The following is an 18281-nucleotide window of genomic DNA, read 5'->3' as shown; positions in this document are numbered from 1 at the left end:
GCGAACGCGACAATCTGGTTATGTGATCAGGCGTAGCTTACTGTCACTTTGGGCTTGCGACGACGCAGGCCTGCGCCAACCAGCCCGAAACCAATTATCATCATGGCCCATGTCGAAGGCTCCGGAACACTGGGCGCCAGAATCGAAGCCGAAAATATTGCCGCGGTCGGTGGACCGGCATCAAACATCAACTGGCCACCATCGGTTTGCACAAAGGGTGCAAAGAGATTGTTCAGCAGCAGATCTGTCGAATAAGATGGAAGATCTGATATGCCGTCCCATGTTGAGAACGGACCTGGCGTATCAGTGATATTCACGAAAGCAAAAGTGTTGACGATCCCCGGCAGCGGCCCGATCAACTCCGTAAATCCAAACAAGTTGGAAGCATTGTTGACGAAACTGATGCTCGGGCTAGTCACATTAAAAGTGCCTAAACCTGAAATGTCGAGTTCCAGACTGTCATTGACAACAAACGCACATTCCGGAATCGGCATTCCGTTGTCCATGCAAGGCTGCTGAGTAGCTGTGTCGCCTGTGCTGGTAATCGTAAAATCACCGTTGAACACGCTGCCATTCAGATTACCGCTGCCTGTTCCGCTAACGGTGTAAACAATCGTCGCAGCCGAAACCGAACTCGCACCGGCAATTGCCAGAATCGCCGCACTGGCACATAATAAAGACTTACCCATCACTACCCCCAACACTTATTGAAAAAGCAAGATGCGATGCATTCAACCCTTTGTCAATTGTGTAGAGATTATAGAGACTTCACTGTCTCATTGTCGCACATTCGCTGCTTCATGAAACATGCCGTTGGCTACAATTGCCCGAACACTCTGTGCGCGGGGTGCGGGAATGGCAAAGCGTTGATGAAAGCTTATCGCCCGGGAGGAAGCATTCCCTGTTGCTGCTGCAACTGCTGCTGAATTGCCTGCATCTGCTCTTGCGAGATGAACTCGACCAGAGTGACATCGAAAATCAGAAGCGAATTTGCCGGAATATCGGGGCCCGGAGAAGCTTCCCCGTAACCAATTTCGGATGGGATCCAGATGCGGTATTCGCCGCCCTTCTGCATCAGTTGCAGGGCTTCGGAAAAGCCGGGGACGACGCCGCCTACCGGAAATACTGCGGCATCCTCAGGTTGTCCCCGTCCCACACTGGTGTCAAATTCTGTTCCGTCCCTCAACGTGCCGGTATACTTGACCCGGGCGACATCCGTTGCAACCGGATTTGGGCCTTCTCCCGGCTTGATCGTTTGAATTTGCAAACCGGAAGCGGTGGTGACAACATCGTCATTATCAGCGTTGGCTGCCAGATATTGCTCATCTGTCGCGCCGGTTTCAACCGCGTTTTGCGTACCAGTCCATGCCAAAGCTACACCGATCAGGATCACAAGCACGACACCGATCCATAATTTGGTCAACGAGCCTTTTTTTATTGGCCGGATTGGAACGGTTGTTACGGACATGTCGGGTTCCCTGGCTTCAGGTTACAAACTGGATTGGTTCGATCGAACTTAAATAGTGCCGTCGCGCTCCATCCGCTTGCGTTCCATCTTGCGGGCACGGCGAACAGCAGCTGCTTTTTCACGTGCACGTTTTTCAGACGGCTTTTCGTAGTGCCGACGCAATTTCATTTCGCGATAAACGCCTTCGCGCTGCAGTTTTTTCTTCAGCGCCCGAAGGGCCTGGTCTACATTATTGTCGCGCACCATGATTTGCATAAGACTAAGTAACTCCATTCAAATTTGCGGCAAAAACTACTCTGGCAACCGGATATTCAACAACCGGCCGATAAAGAGTTTAGCCATAAAAAGGGGTTTGCAGAAGAATCATTCTTCCGCAATCGCTTGCCGCCTACCAATTTCTGTTGGGGATGGCAAGTCCTGTGGCATGCCTTTCCGCCATTTCCCGTGAATTGCCAACAGCTTTGCATTCGCATTTTCCAGCGCGGTCTATATGCTGTGTGGCAACACGGAATTCGGCGCGATTCGAGGAGAAGAAAAATGGCCACGGCAATTAATATGCAATCCCGCTGCAGTGAAGGGGAATGGACAGCTCGCCAGCGACTGGCCGCCTGTTACCGGATATTCGCCTATCTGGGATGGGATGAGCTGATTTTCAATCATGTCACTTTGAAAGTTCCGGGCGAAGACGAGGCGTTTCTGATCAATCCTTATGGATTGCATTTCAGTGAAGTCACTGCTTCAACGCTGGTCAAGATCGATATTGACGGCAACACGCTCGACGGATCAACCTTCCCGGTCAACAAGGCTGGATTCACACAGCACAGTCTTTTTCACCGCGAATTGCCGGATGTGCATGCGATCATCCATACACATACAACCGCCGCCATGGCAGTCGCCTCTGTCGAAGGCGGGCTACAACCCGTAAACTTCTATGCCGCAGCTGTCGTGCCCCGGCTCGCCTATCACAAATTCGAAGGTGTGACCGTTCATGCCGAAGAAGGCCCGCGGTTCCTGGCCAGCTTGGGCAAGAAACGCATGATGCTGCTGGAAAATCACGGTCCCGTGGTAATGGGTCGCTCCCTTGAGGAGGCTTTTCTCAATCACTGGGTATTGCAACGTGCCTGCGAAATTCAGATGCAAACTCTGGCGATGGGCAAACCGATTATGATTGGCGAAGAAGTGATCAAGAAGCACCTCGCGAACCTTTCGCAGACGGCCATTGATCCTGCCATTCAGGGTGTTCCGGAATTTGATGCCATGGTCCGGTTGATCGATCAGCAAGACAAAAGCTGGCGCGATTGATTCGAGCCGACTAAGCTAGTCGCATGACCAAGTTTACCGTCAACGACCGCCCGGTTGAATATCGCATGGATGAAGACACGCCTTTGCTTTGGGCATTGCGCGATGCTTCCAATCTGACCGGCACCAAATATGGCTGTGGTACAGGTGATTGCGGTGCTTGCATGGTCGAAATTGATGGCGAAGCGATTCGCAGCTGTCTGGTCACCATCGGCGAGCTGGAAGGTCGTTTCATTACCACGATCGAGGCCTTGTCCCGCGACCGCAGTCACCCGGTACAGCAAGCCTGGGCCGCAGAAAATGTCCCGCAATGCGGTTTCTGCCAGTCCGGCATGATCATGGCGGCGGCAGTTCTGATCAAGAAAAACCCCAAACCCACCAATGCAGATATTGACGAGGCAATTCCCAATATCTGCCGCTGCGGAACCTATCCCCGCATTCGTGAAGCCATTCAGCGCGCAGCACGTCTTGCCAGCGGCGACGACGTTCTCAGCGCCGCCCCTCCCCCAGGTATAGATCCGGAAGATGCGGCAAAAGCCGTGCCGGCGCTAACGCCGAAAAAATAGTCAAAAACCGAATTTGATTGTCAGTCGCGCATTCAGTGGCTCGCCAGTGGTAATATTGTCATTGTTATGCACCGACGGGAAGTAAGTTTCATCGAGCAGGTTTTCGACATTGAGCTGAACCTGCACCTTTTCGTTCACATCATAATAGAATGCTGCATCCACGCGCGTATAGGACGGGATGCGAACGCTGTTGTCGTTCCGGGCAAATTGACTGGACTGATGGGTAACGCCCAGTCCGGCCGCAAATTGATCGGTGAAGTCATATTTGGTCCACAGTGAAATCATGTGTTCCGGTACCTGAAACAGACGTAAATCCTGGCCGGCGACCGTAGCTGCATTGCGCTGTTGACCATCAAGGTAGCTGTAGCCAGCGTTGATCTGAAGCCTGTCTGTCAATTTCCCGACCAACTGAAGTTCAGCGCCTTCCGTACGCGATCCCGACAGGGTGGTATTGCCCTGATTGTCGAGCAGGATAGCCTGATTGTCGCGATCGAGACGGAACAGGGCGGCGGTAAGACTGAGCGCCGGGGTAATGTCCCATTTCGCGCCAATCTCGTAATTCTCAAAGGCTTCCGGCTCCAGATCCACGGTACCGAGTGTGGTGCCAACCGTCGGCGTCAACGTCAGGAACTGATCACCAGAACGCGGCAGAAAGCTTTTCGAATAGCTGGTGTAGATGGAAATATTTTCTTGCGGCTTGTAGATCAATCCGGCGCGCGGCGAGAATTTGTCATCGGTCCTGTTCAAAAGAACGTTGTTCTGAATGTCGTTCACATCAATATCGAAACTGTCAAAACGCACGCCGCCGACAATTTCAAAATGCTCACCAATGCGGATCTGATCCTGCACATAGAGCGAGAAAAATTTCAGGTCTGAAACACGATTGCGCGTGGATGCCGGAAAACTGAATGCGGGCTGGGAGATGGGATCGGTGAGCGGGATCGTGATCTGGTCATCGTTGCTCGCCGCAAACAGAATGTCCTGCCGCGCATTGGCCGATTGTTGCTGGCCTATTTCGTAACCCAGCAACAGAGTGTGTCCAATACCACCGGTATCGCCGGTCCAGACGAGATTTCCCTGGGTGATGAAATTTTCTCGATCGGTTGTGTCGTTATAACCATCAAGAGTGACGGAATCGACGAGCGGCCCACCTGCCGGGACGCCCAAAATGGCATCCACCGGATAGACGTTCCGATACAGCTTGTCATAATCGCCGTAGAGCGTTGTGGCGTTGAATTGCAGGCTATCGCTGAAATCATGCTCGACGCGCAATTTGACGATATGCGCCTGCAATGTTGTCTGATTGACACCGTCAAAGCCGAACAGTGTGTCGCGGAAACCGCGCAATGGTCCGCACGGATTTGCAAAGGAGCAGGCATCACCAACAGCGCGCAGTTCCGCGGGATTTCCGCGATCCACCGACCGGTCATCATCAACATATTCATAGGATAATAATATCCGGCTCTGGTCGCTGAGCTCCGCACCCACGGTCGGGTTGACTGCAAAACGACGGCCATCGAAAAAATCGCGGTGATTGTTGAATTCTTCGTACAGGCCATTGATCCGGAATGCGGCATTGTCCGCGATGACCGCATTGACGTCACCGCTGATAAAAAACGCGCCGAAACTGTCCACGCTAGCGGTTGTGGAACCGAACATTTCCCCAGCAACTGGTGACTTGGTGACGCGATTGATTATCCCGCCACCGCCGCCCCGGCCGAAGATCATCGCATTGGGACCTTTGTGGATCTCAACCCGCTCGATATTATAAAGCGGCCGAAAATACTGGACGTCATCACGGATACCATCGACAAAGAAATCTGCGGTAGTATTCTGTCCTCTTATGGTGATCTGGTCGCGGTTGCCTTCTCCCTGCCCGATCGATGCGCCGGGTGTGTAGCGCAAGATGTCGCCAATATCCTGCAGCGCCTGATCGTCAAGTTGCTCGCGAGTTAAAACGGAAACGGTTTGTGGCGTGTCAATCAGCGGCGTGCCCGTTTTCAGACCCGCACTGCTAATCGCAACATACCCGTCTTTCTCGCCGGTAACGATAATCTCGTTCTGATCTTCATAGCCTGCTTCATCGGCGGTATCTCCCGAGATGTCCCCGGCGGCAACTTCAGCCGCATATGCCGGGCTGGCAGCCAGTGCCAAGCCCATTGCGCTACCGAGAGTAAGGATTTTCTGGACGCTGAACCGTGATGAAATCATATTTGTCGTATTCCCAAATTGCGAATCGTTCTCATTATCATGAGTCGCACTAATGAGAATAATTCTCATATGCAATGAACTAATGTGGAAAATGTCAATTTTCTTTGATTGCGATCACAGACTGGTGTTTATGGATCACATAAAATCGTTGTCAGTGATTCAGATATCGCTGATGACGGGCCCAATAGCTTCAAGGAAAAGAGCATGAAAGCAACAATCTGGCACAATCCAAAATGCGGAACATCCCGCAAAACTCTGGCGATTCTTGAAGAAACAGCCGACATAGATCTGACTGTGGTGGAATATCTGAAAGAACCGCCCAGCCGTGCCAAGCTGGAACAACTCTATCGTGATGCTGGCATCACCCCGCAGGAGGGCTTAAGGGTCCGCGGGTCGCCCGCCGAAGATCTGGGGCTGACAGATGATGGCGCAACTGCTGCGCAAATACTGGATGCCATGGCAACCGAACCGAGTTTGATCGAGCGACCCCTGGTCGAAACGGACAAAGGTGTTCGGTTGTGCCGGCCACAGGACCGGGTCCAGGAAATCATCTGACTGCACTGAAACCCGGCGCCTGTTTATTTTATCGCCGGATTCTGACCATGGCCGTTATCGCAGTTTATAGTATGAAAGGTGGTGTCGGCAAAAGTTGCACCGCCGTGAATCTAGCGTGGAGCAGTGCTGCACAAAGCGCCCGACGGACGCTGCTATGGGATCTGGATGCGCAAGGTGCCGCTTCATTCATTCTAGATGGCGGCAAGGTCAAGAAAGATCGCGCGCGCGCGATGATCGCTGGCGATGTCAAGCCTGGCAAGCTGATCAAGCCAACATCCTTTGACAATCTGGATTTGCTGGCCGCAGATGTATCCCTGCGGGGTCTCGACCGGCTGTTCTTCGAGATCAACAAAAAGAAGCACATGAAGAAGCTTCTGCACGGACTCCAGAATGACTATGACCGGATTATTCTCGATTGTCCGCCAGGCTTGACCGAAACCAGCGAACAGATCCTGCGCAACGCAGATGTCGTTATCATACCGGTGATACCATCGCCGTTGTCCGAACGTGCGCTGAAAGATGTCCAGCTGTTTCTTGATTCAAATGGCCGCAAACACGCGCCCCTGCTGCCGCTATACACGATGGTCGACAGACGACGGACCATTCACAAGGCAACCCTTGCCAAACATCCCAAATGGCCAGTCATTCCGATGTCGAGCAATATCGAACGGATGACAAAGCTCAAACGACCTGTGGGTGATTTTGCCCCCGGCTCGCCTGCGGCCAAGGCTTTTGCAAAATTATGGCGCGGGATCGAGAAACGTCTGGCCAAAGGCTAGATCAAGCGGCGCGGTCATCCGCCGTTGCTGAGCCGGAATCATGGCCGCGAAACAATTCCAGAGCATCATGTGGTGCCATAGGCCGTCCAAAATAATAGCCCTGAATCTTGCGGCAGCCCAGCTGCTGGATCATTTTGACTTCTTCTTCTGTCTCCGCACCTTCGGCAGTGGTCGACATGCCCAGACTGTCCGCCATCGCGACAACGGCGCGAATAATCGCCAGACTCTCCGGTACTTTTTTCGCGGCACCCTGCACAAAGCTGCGATCAACCTTGATCGTTGTGAACCGGGTTTTCCGCAGATAGCCGAGAGACGAATAGCCTGTCCCGAAATCGTCGAGAGACAAATTAATTCCCAGCGCGATAATCTGATCGAGTACCTCGGTAGCTCCGGTCCCCTCGCGCATGAAGATGCTTTCGGTCACTTCAATCTCCAGGCGCTGTGCGGGGAGCTGGCTTTCCTGAAGTGCAGACACCACCATATCCAGAAAATTCGGATCGCTGAGCTGATCTGCTGAAACGTTGACCGCGACCTTGATTGTAGATGGCCAGTTCATGGCCTCCTTGCAGGCCGTGCGCATGACCCATTCGCCAATCGGTCCGATCAGGCGGGCATCTTCGGCGAGCGGAATAAACTTCGCTGGCGAGACGACACCAAATTCGGGATTGGTCCAGCGGAGCAAAGCTTCGAAGCCCATTACTCCACCCGTATCAGCACTCACCACCGGCTGATAGTTCAGTGCAAATTCGTCATTGTCCAGCGCTTTGCGCAAAGCGATCTCCATCACGCGCCGCTCTTCAGCATGGACATGCAATTTCGGTTCATACTGATTATGCGCGCCGCCGCCCTGATCCTTGGATCGGTACAGGGCAAGATCGGCGCTGCGCATCAGCATCTCGACGGTCCGTCCGTCTCTTGGACCAATGGCGGTACCGACACTGGCACCGATGTAAAGCGTATGCTGGTCCACTTCATAAGGTCGCGACAGTGTCTCGATGATCTGCTTTCCGAGCATTTCTGTATATTGGGAATCACTGGCATCCTTGATGACGATAGCAAACTCGTCACCGCCAAGGCGGCCGCATAGCTCATTGTCTGTCATAATTGATCGCAGACGATCGGCAACCCGGGCAAGTAACCGGTCACCGACCGGATGGCCCAGCGTATCATTCACTGCCTTGAACCGATCAAGATCAATCATCATGAAACCACAGCGACCATTCCATTTGTCGGAATTCTGCATGGCCTTGCCAAGTGTTTCAGTCAATTGCAGTCTGTTCGGCAGGCTCGTCAGTGTATCAAATCGCGCCATGTGGGAGATTTTGTCTGCGGATTCGCGTTGCTCCGTCACGTCAGAACCGACCCCGCGGAATCCGTGGAACACACCACTGTCATCCATTTTGGGTGAGGCCGACAATTCCCACCAGCGTGTTTCGCCACGAATTTGAACCGGAACCATCATATTGCTGAAACTGTCTCTGCGCTTCAGCTTCTCGGCCAGATCGTGCAAGGCGGGTGGAAATTTCCCGGTATCCCATGACTGGCCAGCAACGAGTTGCAGGAACGGTTTGCCATCAATCTCTTCGGGTAACAAGCCGAGCGCATGTGCAAATCTCGGAGACACATGGGCTATGCGCCTTGACGTATCTGTCTGCCACAACCAGTCAGCGCCGGTATCTTCAAATTCCTTCAGGAGTAGGCTGACGACTTCGCTTTTTTCGTTCAGATGCGCCTCTGCCACTTTCCGGTAAATGAACGACCGTCCGGTCATAAGGCAGGATGATACCAGCAATATCGTGATCGCAATGGAAGCCATGCTCATCTGAAAATTGTCGACATAGTACCAGCCGAAGATCATCGAACAACCCGAAGCTCCGATAAACAATATGCTGCTTAGCGGTATCGCCGACAGCATCATCGCAGAACCAACCATCAGACAGATCATGATCGACCAGAGGTCCATCATGCCCGCTTGATTACCGACCAGGGTCAGCGTTACGAACGCGATGCTCCAAATTGTTCCTGCAGCAACGGAAAATAAATGCGATATGGCTGTGTCGCGCAAGGAAATGCTTTTGCGCTGCCACATCGCCTGATTTTTATATGTGACATGGGTGTACAGGTACAAACCGCTCAGAGCCAGAAACCAGGCTCCGGCTGCCAGAAACCCGACACTCTCCGATGCGATCTGTACGGCCAGCATGGCGCATACCGTCGAACCGATAATCTTTACGAGATCATTCTGGCGCATGCCCTCAAACTGGAGCGCGCGAATCCGCCCCCAGTCGACCCCTTTGGGATCGGCCAGGCCGAGCAGAACGCTAAGCGGGATATCCCGCGGCAATCCAGACTGAGAAACTTTTTCTTCCACGCTCCGCTCCTTACGCGGAAAACCTTATCGAAACGTAAGCAGTGGACTGATTTTATTGGCTGCGAGGATTAACCGAAATTAACGATTGCTACGCCGCGATTGCGTAAGGCTGGATATCTCCCGAAAGATAGAGGTTTCGTGCCTTTGCACGGCTCAGCTTTCCAGAACTGGTGCGGGGCAGTGTGCGCGGAGGTACAAGCTCGATAACGCAGTTCATGCCGGTAATTGATCGCACTTTTTCACGGATTTCTTCCCGCAAGCGCACTCTCTCGATTTCATCTGAAGTCCGGCACTGGACCAGAACAGCTGGTGTTTCATCACCGCCCGGAGTTGTAATCGCAAATGCGGCGATATCGCCGGCCTTGAAACCCGGAAGCTGTTCGACGGCCCATTCAATATCCTGTGGCCAGTGGTTTTTGCCGTTGATAATGATCATGTCCTTCGCCCGGCCAACGACGTAGAGATAGCCATCCGAAAGATAACCCATGTCTCCGGTATCAAGCCAGTTGTCGATCAGGCATGCATCAGTCGCTTCCTGATCGCCATAATAGCAATCCATGACCGATGGGCTCTGCATCCAGACTTTGCCGACGGTTTTTTCGCCCAACACCGAGCCGTCTTCCTCCCGGATTTCAAGCAAGGTATCGCGAACCGGCTTGCCGCAATTGACAATCGCGCGATAGCGTTTGGGCTTGTTTCCATTCGCCTGAACTTCACCCGACAATTCTGTCTCTTCGACCAGTTCCACTTCCATGCCCTCGCCCGGTGGCATGATCGTGACCGCAAGAGTTGCTTCCGCCAGACCATAGCTTGGCAGGAATGCCTTCGCGTCGAACCCGGCGTCAGCAAACGCATCGGTGAACCTTTGCATTACATCAGGGCGGATCATGTCGGCGCCATTGCCGGCTATCCGCCATCGGGAGAGGTCAAATCGTTCCGCGACATTTGACTGACTACCAATCCGGCGCGCGCATATTTCATAACCGAATGTTGGTGAAAAACTGCAGGAGCTCCCTTGGTTACGGGAGATCAGATCCAGCCACGAAAGAGGCCGGCGTGCAAAATCGGCGGTCTTGAGATAGTCCGTCGAAACCTGATTGCAGACCATCGAGATGAAACAGCCCACCAGTCCCATATCATGATAAAATGGCAGCCAGGAAATACAGCGATCATTCTCGCCTACAAGCATGCCATGTGAATGCGATCCGACATTATGAAGCAGCGCGGAATGCGACACGGCAACGCCGTGTGGAAAGCGCGTGGAACCGCTCGAATATTGAAGATACGCAATGTCTCTTCCCTTGGCTTCCGGCAAAGGTTTATCCGATTGCGGGCGCTCCGCGAAACGATCCCAGCCGAGCGATTCAATATTTCGGGATTCACCGGCAGCAGAAGCCATTTCCGCGATCTCGTCGGGGAAAAGCAGAATCGCCGGAACACAACTGTCGAGCTGCACTCCAATCTGATCTATGTAACTCTCCTTGCCCCCAAATGACGTTGGCAATGGCAGCGGCACGGGAAGTGCTCCGGCATAAATCGCTCCAAAGAACAGGGCGCAAAATTGCGGCTCGGTATCCGCGATCAGAGCAACCCGGTCGCCCGTATTGATACCCGATTCCATCAGGCGACGTGCAGCCGCCATGGCATCGGACTGCAATTCCCGAAATGGATACACCCGCACGAGCGAAGCGCGCGCATCATAAAAGTTGAAACCGCGCGCGCCCTGCGCTGCATAATCCAGAGCCTCGCCAACCGTAGAAAAATCAGCAAATCGGCGGGTCAATTCATCGGATGTTGGGGTGGGAACGAGTTCAGTCATAAAAATCCACTTTCCAGAAGGTCAAGCCTTCACAAAAATCAGTTATTTTTCCAGACATACGCAAAATCAACCGTTTCCGGTCAAAAATGGCTAATTCAATAAGTATTGAGCCCCTATTGGTTGTAACTGACGTTTAAATTTCGGCTCGACTGTGGCACAAAAAGGGCAATCATCCTTTTCGAGAGCCAAAGCGTTGAAAAACAGGGTCAAACCGTTAAATCAAACACAGCTGCGAGACCTCGCTTTACGCTATGTCAGCCGGTATGCAACCACTCGGCACAAGCTAAAGTCTTATCTCCACCGGAAATTGCGAGAGCGGGACTGGAGCGAGGAACAATCTCCGGACATCGAATCCATGATCGAAAAATTCGTGGATCTGGGCTATATTGACGACCCGCTATACGCAAAAAGCCGTGCCGCTGACCTGACCGCCAGGGGCTATGGCAAACGGCGGGTCACCCAAGCCTTGTACCAGGCAGGGATTGCCGAAGGTGACGATTTCGACGCGCTGCAGCTCAGTGATGCGAAAAAGTGGGAAGCCGCCAGCACTTTTGCACGGAAAAAGTCCATTGGTCCATTTGCTCTCGAACCGCATGAACCCGACAAACGCCGCAAGCAGCTGCAAGCCTTTCTGAGAGCGGGTCATGATTTTGCCATTGCGTCGCGATTTGTGGCGGCCGCACCGGGAGAAACGATCGACGAAATGGACTGAATGTCAGGGACGGATCTGAGCCGTCTGGCAAATTTACGCGGCAGAATCGCAATTTTACATTTAATATGTTAATGATAGCGTCATGGAGTCTCTTCGAGTCCTACCTTTGTAGTCAGCTATTGTTTTCGGAGGCGTATGGTGGCCAGTTTAGTTGCAGAACCAGCTCATTCAGATGAGTGCGTGGCAGATAGTCTGGCAGACGACGGCAGCGCCGCGTTGATTCAGCCAATGAAGACGACCGGAACGGTCAAATGGTTTGACTGTCACCGCGGATTTGGATTTGTCATCCCCGAAGAACCTGCAGCTGATGGTTCCCAGATACAGGATATTCTTGTCCACTGGACGATATTGGAACCGCTGGGGAGAAGGGACCTTCCAGAAATGGCGCGGGTTTCATGTGAATATGTCGATGCTCCCAAAGGCCTGCAGGCAACCAGAATTATTGATATCGAGATCCCGGACGATGTTGAAATCCGGTCTCGCTCGGTTCCTGAAACCAAAAGGCGGGCCATTCATGTTGTTGATGGAGAAAGCTCCGCATATGTCGATGCTGAGGTGAAATGGTTTAACCGTGCCAAGGGATATGGATTTCTGGTCGCAGACGGACTGGATGGAGATGTCTTCCTGCATATGGAAACCTTGCGCAATGCGGGTCTGGCCGAGGTATTCCCGGGACAAAAAATCATGGCCCGCATTGGTGAGGGTGAGCGCGGTCACATGGCAGTTCAGGTGAGCCTCCCTCAAACCGCCGAAAGCTAGAACCACCGGCCATGACCTCCCTCTCCAGATCAGCAGTATTTTCTGCCGCCCTATTTGTGCTGGCAGGGTGCACGGGCAGTAATGCGCAAAGCAGTGATCCGGGTGTCAGCGGCCAACCGGAGCAAACAAAGTTTTCCGAGGCGGGGCTGAGACTCATTCCGCTCAGCATCAAATCAGGCGAACGATCACATCAATTCACGGTTGAGCTGGCAAGCACGGGCGAACAGCAGGCCCGCGGACTTATGTTCCGCAAAAAACTGGAACCCGGTGCCGGCATGATATTTCCATTTGATCAGGAAAGAATGGCGAGTTTCTGGATGAAGAACACAGTCATTCCTCTCGACATTATTTTTGTCCGCAGTGATGGCACGATCGAGTCAATTGCGGCGAAGACAACGCCCTATTCTCTTGAACCTGTCGTTTCCGGTGAGCCCGTTTCCGCCGTGCTGGAACTGGCCGGTGGCAGGGCTGCCGAACTGTCAATCCGCTCCGGTGATATTGTCACTTGGACCGAATAGCGGAACGTTCTGATCGCATGGTCCGATTTCCTGCCGGAAAGTCGCATTTTTTAATTGCGGACCCCCCTGCCCTGACGCTAAGCGAATTCGCATGGGAATCTTAGGCAAGATATTTACATGGTGGGAAGGTGCCACGATTGGCACATCTCTATTCACGGCTCGAAAAGGCCAGCAGGTCGGCGAGGATATTCTCGGCAACCGCTACTTCCATCTAAAAAGGCCCGGCAACGACTTTCACCGGCGCTGGGTGATTTATTCTGGCGCCAATGATGCCAGCCGCGTACCGCCTGAATGGCATGGCTGGTTGCATCACAGTTATGACGAGATTCCCGAAAGCCATTTGCCTCAACCGCATATCTGGGAGAAAGAGCCAACCGGTAACCTGACCGGAACGGCGGATGCTTATCGCCCTGCCGGGGCACTGGAATCCGGAGGCGCACGAGCTGCAGCCACTGGAGACTATGAACCTTGGAATCCGGCCGAAGCGGAATGAACCGGCAGATTCTGCCTGTCGCCGCACTGGTTCTGCTACTCGGCGGATGCAGCTGGTTCAGCAGCGACAATGTCGAAGAAAATGCTTTGGGACAGGCCGCCGAAAAAGCGCAAGTTTCAGCGACCGACGAAGAACTCGTACAACCGGTCACCGAGCAAATCGGAACGCCAATGGCTGAACGGGTCGCGACTCTGGGATTTCTCAACAAGCGCAATGGATTGACCCGGGATCTGGAGCTCCGGCCCGGTCAGTCGATCCGCATCGGTCGGGCAATTGTCCGACTGCGCGCGTGCGAGCGGACGGCTCCGTGGGAGCTCACTCCGGAACAGGGCGCATTTGTACAACTGCTGGTCAACGATCGTCCGGCGACACGACAGGGTGATGACGAATGGAAACGAGTCTTTTCGGGCTGGTTGTTCCGGGAATCGCCGTCGCTAAATGTCGTTGAACATCCGATTTACGATGTCTGGGTCAAAAGTTGTGCGATGAGTTTCCCGGGCGAAGAGAATCCTCCGGAAGATTCTGTAAATCCAACAGCTCCGCGATCTTCTTCGTCCAGCGCCGTCAATCTTTCGTCCAATGCCGAAAATGATGTGCCTGAATCCTCGAACGCAGACGCGGGCGCCAATTCTGTCAGCGTTCCACCGTCGCCGCCCCAACCTGCGGCCGCACCAGCTGAACCCGCAGATCTTATCGGTGAACTGATCGCCGAAAATGAAGACGTCGAATAACTGCAAGCAGCCTCCAACTGCTTGAGATAAGCTTCCTGACTGATTTCAATTGCGCCGAGTGATGCCAGATGATCAGTCATAAACTGACAGTCAAGTAATTGAAATCCGCCCAGTTTCAAACGAGCGACGAGCCAGGCAAGGGCGACTTTTGAAGCATCTGTGATTCGAGAGAACATACTTTCTCCGCAAAAGGCCGCGCCAATTTCCAGTCCGTAAAGCCCGCCAACCAGTTGTTCTTTCCCCTGGTTATCCGTCTGCCAGCATTCCACGCTATGCGCTCGCCCCTGCTCGTGAAGAGCAATAAAGGCGCTTTCAATCTGGCCATTAATCCATGTTTCATGTCGGCCTTCTGCGCTTTCGGCGCAGACAGAGATAACATCTGCAAACGCGGTGTCTGTCGTGACCCTAAAGCGGTCAGATCGAAGTTTTTTCCGAAGCGAGCGGGACATGTGAAAATCGTCGAGAGGCAGGACAGCCCTGTTTTTGGGTTCGACCCAGAAAATTTCAGGATCATCGCGCGCATCCGCCATCGGGAAAATTCCCGATCCATAGGCTTTCATCAACAGGTCAAGGTCGATCGACATCACTGGCTTCGTCCAACAAAAGTTTCGCTTCGTCTGCAATCGTGCGGGCAACTTCCAGATATTCATCAGCGAAGCCAGCTCCGGTGCGCCAGGCTGCACCGATGCTGCGGGTCGCGCCCCAGCCTTCGATATCGAGCAGCGCTACGTCTCCACCACGTGACAATTCCGATCGGACATAGAGTGCGGGCAAAATTGCCAGACCCAGTCCCGAAGCAACCATCTGACGAACGCTGTCGAGACTGGTACCTTCGTAATCCCGCAACAGGTTCATTCCATTCTGACGGCATTGCTCGGCGACATCCCTGTGCAGATGATGGCGCCGATCCAGACTCAGGACCGGCGCTTCGGCAAGATCAGCCAGTTTGATCTGGCCCTTCGCCGCGAGCGGATGATCTGGCGGCGCCACCATGATCAGCGGTTCGCGAAACAAAGGCTCGATAGTTAGATTCTCACCTTCAATCGGCAAGGGACCGAGCAACATGTCAATCGATCCCTTGACCAGTTCCATTGCCTGGAGGTCCGGAATGCCTTCACGCATATAGAAACGCAGATCTGGCTGCGAACGGTGCAGTCCGGCAATAACCGGGGGCATAAGATACGGTCCGAGTGTTGGCGATACTCCGAAACGCAAAGTGCCTGCCAGCCTGTCACTTGCCCGCTCAGCCAAATCGCGGATATCCTTGACTTCGATAAGTACTTGCCGGGCGCGTTCTGCGATTTCACGGCCGATCGGAGACAGCTCTGCACCATGTGTCCGGCGCTCCACTAATGTGACACCCAGCCGGGCCTCCAAGGCGCGCAGTTGATGGCTTAACGTGGGCTGGGATGCAGCAGCAGCCTGGGCAGCCCGCCCGAAATGACGATTATCAGCAACCGCTACAAGATATTCAAATTGACGCAAAGTGGGCATGAACGGGGCCTTTTCTACCTATAGATGAATTCTATCGAATCTTTAGATTTCATTCGATTGGAAATATCAACTCCTTCATGCAATATCAAGCTCGTCGAACGGAAAACTCCTCTCCGGCAATATCCCCAGGCCGGTTTTTTGTGAATTTTCCTCACCTAACCCTGATCCCTCTCGGGGCGGCAGCTCTCCCTCAACTGGCTGACCGCCCCAATTTTTTGATACAGGCGTTTTGGGTGAGGTGTCTTGCGGTAATCATGCTAAACGACCTGTATGACCAGGCACCTTTATCTACTGGCAGGATTCACCGCCCTTGCGCTGGGCAGTGTTGGTGTGATCCTGCCTCTTCTGCCAACGGTCCCATTTGTAATACTTGCAGCTTTCTGCTTTGCGCGAAGCAGCCCGAAACTTGAGGCATGGCTGCTGGACCACCATGTTTTCGGCCCCCATATTCTGAACTGGCGCCACAAACGGGCCATTAGCAAAAAAGGCAAGCGCGCAGCTCTGGTTGCGTTTGCAGCCAGCGCAATCATCGGTCTTGTATTTGTCGATCTGCCGTGGAATCTGGCACCCATCACGGCGGCGATCATTGGCGGGACATGGATATGGACCCGCAACGAACCCTCGGTGCCGCTGCCCGACACACCGGATGTTCCACTCGACCCTTCGCAGAAAGAATAGTTTGCAGTCCCAGCCAATTTGCTATTCTTCGCCGAAATTCGGGAGAATGATATGTCGCGGCAGAAACTGATCGAAATGACCCGTTCGCTGGTAAAGCATGGCGAAGCGGATACTATGGAGCTTGTCGACGACGTGGTTGCCGTCGCCGCCTCGGACTATACCGACGAAGACCGTTTCGAGCTGGAAAAGGACAGAATATTCAAACGCCTTCCGCTGATGGTCGCACCGTCTTGTGAAGTACCCGAACCCGGCTGCTACAAAGCAATGGAAATTGCCGGCATTCCGGTTCTGGTTACACGGCAAAAGGATGGAACAGCACAGGCATTCCTCAACAGCTGCACCCATCGCGGCAATCCGGTGGCGCAGGGCAGCGGCAAGGCGACACGCTTCACTTGCGGCTATCACGGCTGGACGTTCAAGAATAACGGAGATTTGCTCGCTGTCGCTTCACCCAAAGATTTTGGCACAGTGGACAAGGCAGCTTTCTGCCTGAAGAAATTTCCGACACTGGAACGCGCGGGTCTGATCTGGACGACGCTCGATCCGGAAAGCAATCTGGATATTGAGTCATATCTGTGCGGTTATGACGAACTGCTGGAACATTTTGGTTTCGACAACTGGCACCTGTTCGAACAGCGCACCATTCCGGGTCCCAACTGGAAAACCGCATATGACGGTTATCTTGATTTCTATCACTTGCCGGTACTGCACAAGGATACGTTCGGAGCGGACTTTTTCAACCGCGCCAATTATTTCGCCTGGGGTCCGCACCAGCGACTTTCCTCACCATCCAAGTTTATCCAGAAGACGGGCAGCGACGAGCAGCTGGACCTCACCGAAATGGATGAAAAAGACTGGCCGATTGACGCGCTGCTGCAAGGCGTATGGACCATTTTCCCGCATATTTCGATTGCTAGCTTTTATGGCGGCGGCGGACGGGGCGCGATGATTTCACAGCTCTTTCCCGGCAAAACCGTAGGCGAGAGTTTCACAACCCAATTTTACGTCATGGAGCATGAGCCGGATGATGACGCCGTGCGCCAGGGCGCGCACGACCAGTTTGCGTTTCTCGAAACCGTCGTCGCGGAGGAAGACTACAAGACCGGCAAGCGCCAACATGAATCATTGCAGGCTGGCCTGATAGACAAGGTCTGGTTTGGCCGTAATGAAGGTGGCGGGCAAGTATTTCACCAGTGGGTGGACAGGTTGATCGCAGCCGATGATGCGGAGCTGGACAATATTTTCGCACCCCGGCTGCAGGCCGCAGAGTAGCACCTCTCAGGCGTTTCTCACATCGAGACTGGGCGGCAGTGCTTCTTTCCATTTGGGGCGCTCGGTGCGCAACTTATCCAGCATCTTCTCCCAATAGGCTTCGGTCTTGCCTTTGAACTGAATATTAAAATCTTCTTCGGTGCGAAATTCCAGAAGCTCCACGCCTTTCTCGCCAATCGTATAGGTGTAGGGCGTTTCGGCGGGCAGGAAAAAACCGTCACCCGGACCCATCTCCTCGGTACCCATTCGGATATCACCTGCGATGATATAATAGAGGCAGTCCGTGTCATGGCTGTGCAACGGCAAGGGATAGCCTGGACGGAACCAGAACTGATGCAGCGAGAACCCAAATCCGCTGAACAGACATTTTCCGGAATAGCCATCGGCGACGCCCGCTTCGCCCATTTTTTCAAGACCATTTAAGATGACCGGATCATCATCGACATAAGACATATGGTCCGCTTCGCCAAAGTCCTGCGCATCCCGGGATCGGAAGATACGCAGGACTTTGAGCGGTTCCGGTTTGTTATCGGGTGACAGGGCCATGAGTTTCTCC

General features: G+C 53.5%; 19 protein-coding genes and 1 pseudogene. 11 read left to right on the top strand and 9 right to left on the bottom strand.

Features of this window, described 5'->3' with window-relative positions:
• Positions 1–26: 26 nt before the first annotated feature.
• From ABJI30_RS07430 to rpsU, 3 genes are all read right to left on the bottom strand, one after another.
• Positions 27–689 (bottom strand): PEPxxWA-CTERM sorting domain-containing protein, encoded by a 663-nt coding sequence (locus ABJI30_RS07430; RefSeq protein ID WP_348016549.1) that lies wholly within the window; start codon positions 687–689, stop codon positions 27–29.
• Positions 690–877: 188 nt separating this feature from the next.
• Entirely contained in the window at positions 878–1468 is a 591-nt protein-coding gene (locus ABJI30_RS07425) for an FKBP-type peptidyl-prolyl cis-trans isomerase (protein ID WP_348016548.1), read from the bottom strand.
• Between the two features lie 48 nt (positions 1469–1516).
• Complete coding sequence (gene rpsU / locus ABJI30_RS07420) at positions 1517–1723, bottom strand: 30S ribosomal protein S21 (RefSeq protein WP_074204042.1); 207 nt, start codon at positions 1721–1723, stop codon at positions 1517–1519.
• A gap of 282 nt (positions 1724–2005) precedes the next feature.
• Between rpsU and ABJI30_RS07415 the strand changes: the two genes are divergently transcribed.
• Positions 2006–2770 carry a class II aldolase/adducin family protein gene (locus ABJI30_RS07415; RefSeq protein ID WP_348016547.1) on the top strand — a complete coding sequence of 255 codons (765 nt, stop codon included), beginning with the start codon at positions 2006–2008 and terminating at the stop codon, positions 2768–2770.
• A 23-nt stretch (positions 2771–2793) separates the two neighbouring features.
• Positions 2794–3333 carry a (2Fe-2S)-binding protein gene (locus tag ABJI30_RS07410; protein WP_348016546.1) on the top strand — a complete coding sequence of 180 codons (540 nt, stop codon included), beginning with the start codon at positions 2794–2796 and terminating at the stop codon, positions 3331–3333.
• Here ABJI30_RS07410 and ABJI30_RS07405 read toward each other — a convergent pair whose 3' ends face one another.
• Positions 3334–5544 carry a TonB-dependent siderophore receptor gene (locus ABJI30_RS07405; RefSeq protein WP_348016545.1) on the bottom strand — a complete coding sequence of 737 codons (2211 nt, stop codon included), beginning with the start codon at positions 5542–5544 and terminating at the stop codon, positions 3334–3336. It abuts the gene before it with no gap.
• Between the two features lie 204 nt (positions 5545–5748).
• Between ABJI30_RS07405 and arsC the strand changes: the two genes are divergently transcribed.
• Entirely contained in the window at positions 5749–6099 is a 351-nt protein-coding gene (gene arsC, locus ABJI30_RS07400) for an arsenate reductase (glutaredoxin) (RefSeq protein ID WP_348016544.1), read from the top strand.
• 47 nt (positions 6100–6146) lie between these two features.
• A complete protein-coding gene (locus ABJI30_RS07395; RefSeq protein WP_348016543.1) occupies positions 6147–6878 on the top strand; it encodes a ParA family protein in 732 nt (243 codons plus the stop codon).
• 1 nt (position 6879) lies between these two features.
• Here the strand turns inward: ABJI30_RS07395 and ABJI30_RS07390 are convergent, their stop codons facing one another.
• Together ABJI30_RS07390 and ABJI30_RS07385 are read right to left on the bottom strand one after the other, a co-directional pair.
• Positions 6880–9249, bottom strand: coding sequence for an EAL domain-containing protein (locus ABJI30_RS07390; protein ID WP_348016542.1), 2370 nt, complete (start codon positions 9247–9249; stop codon positions 6880–6882).
• Positions 9250–9337: 88 nt separating this feature from the next.
• Positions 9338–11068, bottom strand: a complete 1731-nt coding sequence (locus ABJI30_RS07385) for a fatty acyl-AMP ligase (protein ID WP_348016541.1) — start codon at positions 11066–11068, stop codon at positions 9338–9340.
• Positions 11069–11219: 151 nt separating this feature from the next.
• On the opposite strand from ABJI30_RS07385, the gene ABJI30_RS07380 reads away from it, so the two are divergent.
• The 5 genes and pseudogenes from ABJI30_RS07380 to ABJI30_RS07360 form a co-directional block, all read left to right on the top strand.
• Complete coding sequence (locus ABJI30_RS07380; RefSeq protein WP_348016540.1) at positions 11220–11780, top strand: regulatory protein RecX; 561 nt, start codon at positions 11220–11222, stop codon at positions 11778–11780.
• A 180-nt stretch (positions 11781–11960) separates the two neighbouring features.
• A complete protein-coding gene (locus tag ABJI30_RS07375; protein WP_348016539.1) occupies positions 11961–12539 on the top strand; it encodes a cold shock domain-containing protein in 579 nt (192 codons plus the stop codon).
• Between the two features lie 11 nt (positions 12540–12550).
• Positions 12551–13057: a DUF192 domain-containing protein gene (locus ABJI30_RS07370; RefSeq protein WP_348016538.1), complete on the top strand. Its 507-nt coding sequence runs from the start codon at positions 12551–12553 to the stop codon at positions 13055–13057.
• A 91-nt stretch (positions 13058–13148) separates the two neighbouring features.
• Complete coding sequence (locus ABJI30_RS07365; RefSeq protein ID WP_348016537.1) at positions 13149–13550, top strand: NADH:ubiquinone oxidoreductase subunit NDUFA12; 402 nt, start codon at positions 13149–13151, stop codon at positions 13548–13550.
• Between the two features lie 170 nt (positions 13551–13720).
• A pseudogene (locus ABJI30_RS07360) lies at positions 13721–14047 on the top strand (DUF2155 domain-containing protein); the annotation flags it as partial.
• On the opposite strand, the gene aat reads toward ABJI30_RS07360, so the two are convergent.
• Together aat and ABJI30_RS07350 are read right to left on the bottom strand one after the other, a co-directional pair.
• Entirely contained in the window at positions 14008–14865 is an 858-nt protein-coding gene (gene aat, locus ABJI30_RS07355) for a leucyl/phenylalanyl-tRNA--protein transferase (protein ID WP_348016536.1), read from the bottom strand. The pseudogene ABJI30_RS07360 and the gene aat sit on opposite strands and share 40 nt — an antisense overlap.
• Positions 14849–15775: a hydrogen peroxide-inducible genes activator gene (locus ABJI30_RS07350; protein ID WP_348016535.1), complete on the bottom strand. Its 927-nt coding sequence runs from the start codon at positions 15773–15775 to the stop codon at positions 14849–14851. Before ABJI30_RS07350 ends, aat begins: the two co-directional genes overlap by 17 nt.
• 270 nt (positions 15776–16045) lie before the next feature.
• On the opposite strand from ABJI30_RS07350, the gene ABJI30_RS07345 reads away from it, so the two are divergent.
• The gene (locus tag ABJI30_RS07345; protein WP_348016534.1) at positions 16046–16453 is read left to right on the top strand and encodes a YbaN family protein; all 408 of its coding nucleotides are present in this window, start codon (positions 16046–16048) and stop codon (positions 16451–16453) included.
• 51 nt (positions 16454–16504) lie between these two features.
• Complete coding sequence (locus ABJI30_RS07340) at positions 16505–17725, top strand: aromatic ring-hydroxylating dioxygenase subunit alpha (RefSeq protein ID WP_348016533.1); 1221 nt, start codon at positions 16505–16507, stop codon at positions 17723–17725.
• Between the two features lie 6 nt (positions 17726–17731).
• On the opposite strand, the gene ABJI30_RS07335 is transcribed toward ABJI30_RS07340, so the two are convergent.
• Positions 17732–18271, bottom strand: a complete 540-nt coding sequence (locus tag ABJI30_RS07335; protein WP_348016532.1) for a cupin domain-containing protein — start codon at positions 18269–18271, stop codon at positions 17732–17734.
• Positions 18272–18281 lie beyond the last annotated feature (10 nt).

Origin of the sequence: Parasphingorhabdus sp. (assembly GCF_039968395.1) — a bacterium.
Lineage (GTDB): Bacteria > Pseudomonadota > Alphaproteobacteria > Sphingomonadales > Sphingomonadaceae > Parasphingorhabdus.
Note: the sequence above shows the minus strand (reverse complement) of the source record. Positions and strands in the feature narration are given on the sequence as shown.

Bases quoted from the DNA above. Each gene is read 5' to 3' on its own strand.
- ABJI30_RS07430 (WP_348016549.1), bottom strand. From the start codon at position 689: ATGGGTAAGTCTTTATTATGTGCCAGTGCGGCGATTCTGGCAATTGCC.
- ABJI30_RS07425 (WP_348016548.1), bottom strand. From the start codon at position 1,468: ATGTCCGTAACAACCGTTCCAATCCGGCCAATAAAAAAAGGCTCGTTG.
- rpsU (WP_074204042.1), bottom strand. From the start codon at position 1,723: ATGCAAATCATGGTGCGCGACAATAATGTAGACCAGGCCCTTCGGGCG.
- ABJI30_RS07415 (WP_348016547.1), top strand. From the start codon at position 2,006: ATGGCCACGGCAATTAATATGCAATCCCGCTGCAGTGAAGGGGAATGG.
- ABJI30_RS07410 (WP_348016546.1), top strand. From the start codon at position 2,794: ATGACCAAGTTTACCGTCAACGACCGCCCGGTTGAATATCGCATGGAT.
- ABJI30_RS07405 (WP_348016545.1), bottom strand. From the start codon at position 5,544: ATGATTTCATCACGGTTCAGCGTCCAGAAAATCCTTACTCTCGGTAGC.
- arsC (WP_348016544.1), top strand. From the start codon at position 5,749: ATGAAAGCAACAATCTGGCACAATCCAAAATGCGGAACATCCCGCAAA.
- ABJI30_RS07395 (WP_348016543.1), top strand. From the start codon at position 6,147: ATGGCCGTTATCGCAGTTTATAGTATGAAAGGTGGTGTCGGCAAAAGT.
- ABJI30_RS07385 (WP_348016541.1), bottom strand. From the start codon at position 11,068: ATGACTGAACTCGTTCCCACCCCAACATCCGATGAATTGACCCGCCGA.
- ABJI30_RS07370 (WP_348016538.1), top strand. From the start codon at position 12,551: ATGACCTCCCTCTCCAGATCAGCAGTATTTTCTGCCGCCCTATTTGTG.
- ABJI30_RS07365 (WP_348016537.1), top strand. From the start codon at position 13,149: ATGGGAATCTTAGGCAAGATATTTACATGGTGGGAAGGTGCCACGATT.
- aat (WP_348016536.1), bottom strand. From the start codon at position 14,865: ATGTCGATCGACCTTGACCTGTTGATGAAAGCCTATGGATCGGGAATT.
- ABJI30_RS07350 (WP_348016535.1), bottom strand. From the start codon at position 15,775: ATGCCCACTTTGCGTCAATTTGAATATCTTGTAGCGGTTGCTGATAAT.
- ABJI30_RS07345 (WP_348016534.1), top strand. From the start codon at position 16,046: ATGACCAGGCACCTTTATCTACTGGCAGGATTCACCGCCCTTGCGCTG.
- ABJI30_RS07340 (WP_348016533.1), top strand. From the start codon at position 16,505: ATGTCGCGGCAGAAACTGATCGAAATGACCCGTTCGCTGGTAAAGCAT.
- ABJI30_RS07335 (WP_348016532.1), bottom strand. From the start codon at position 18,271: ATGGCCCTGTCACCCGATAACAAACCGGAACCGCTCAAAGTCCTGCGT.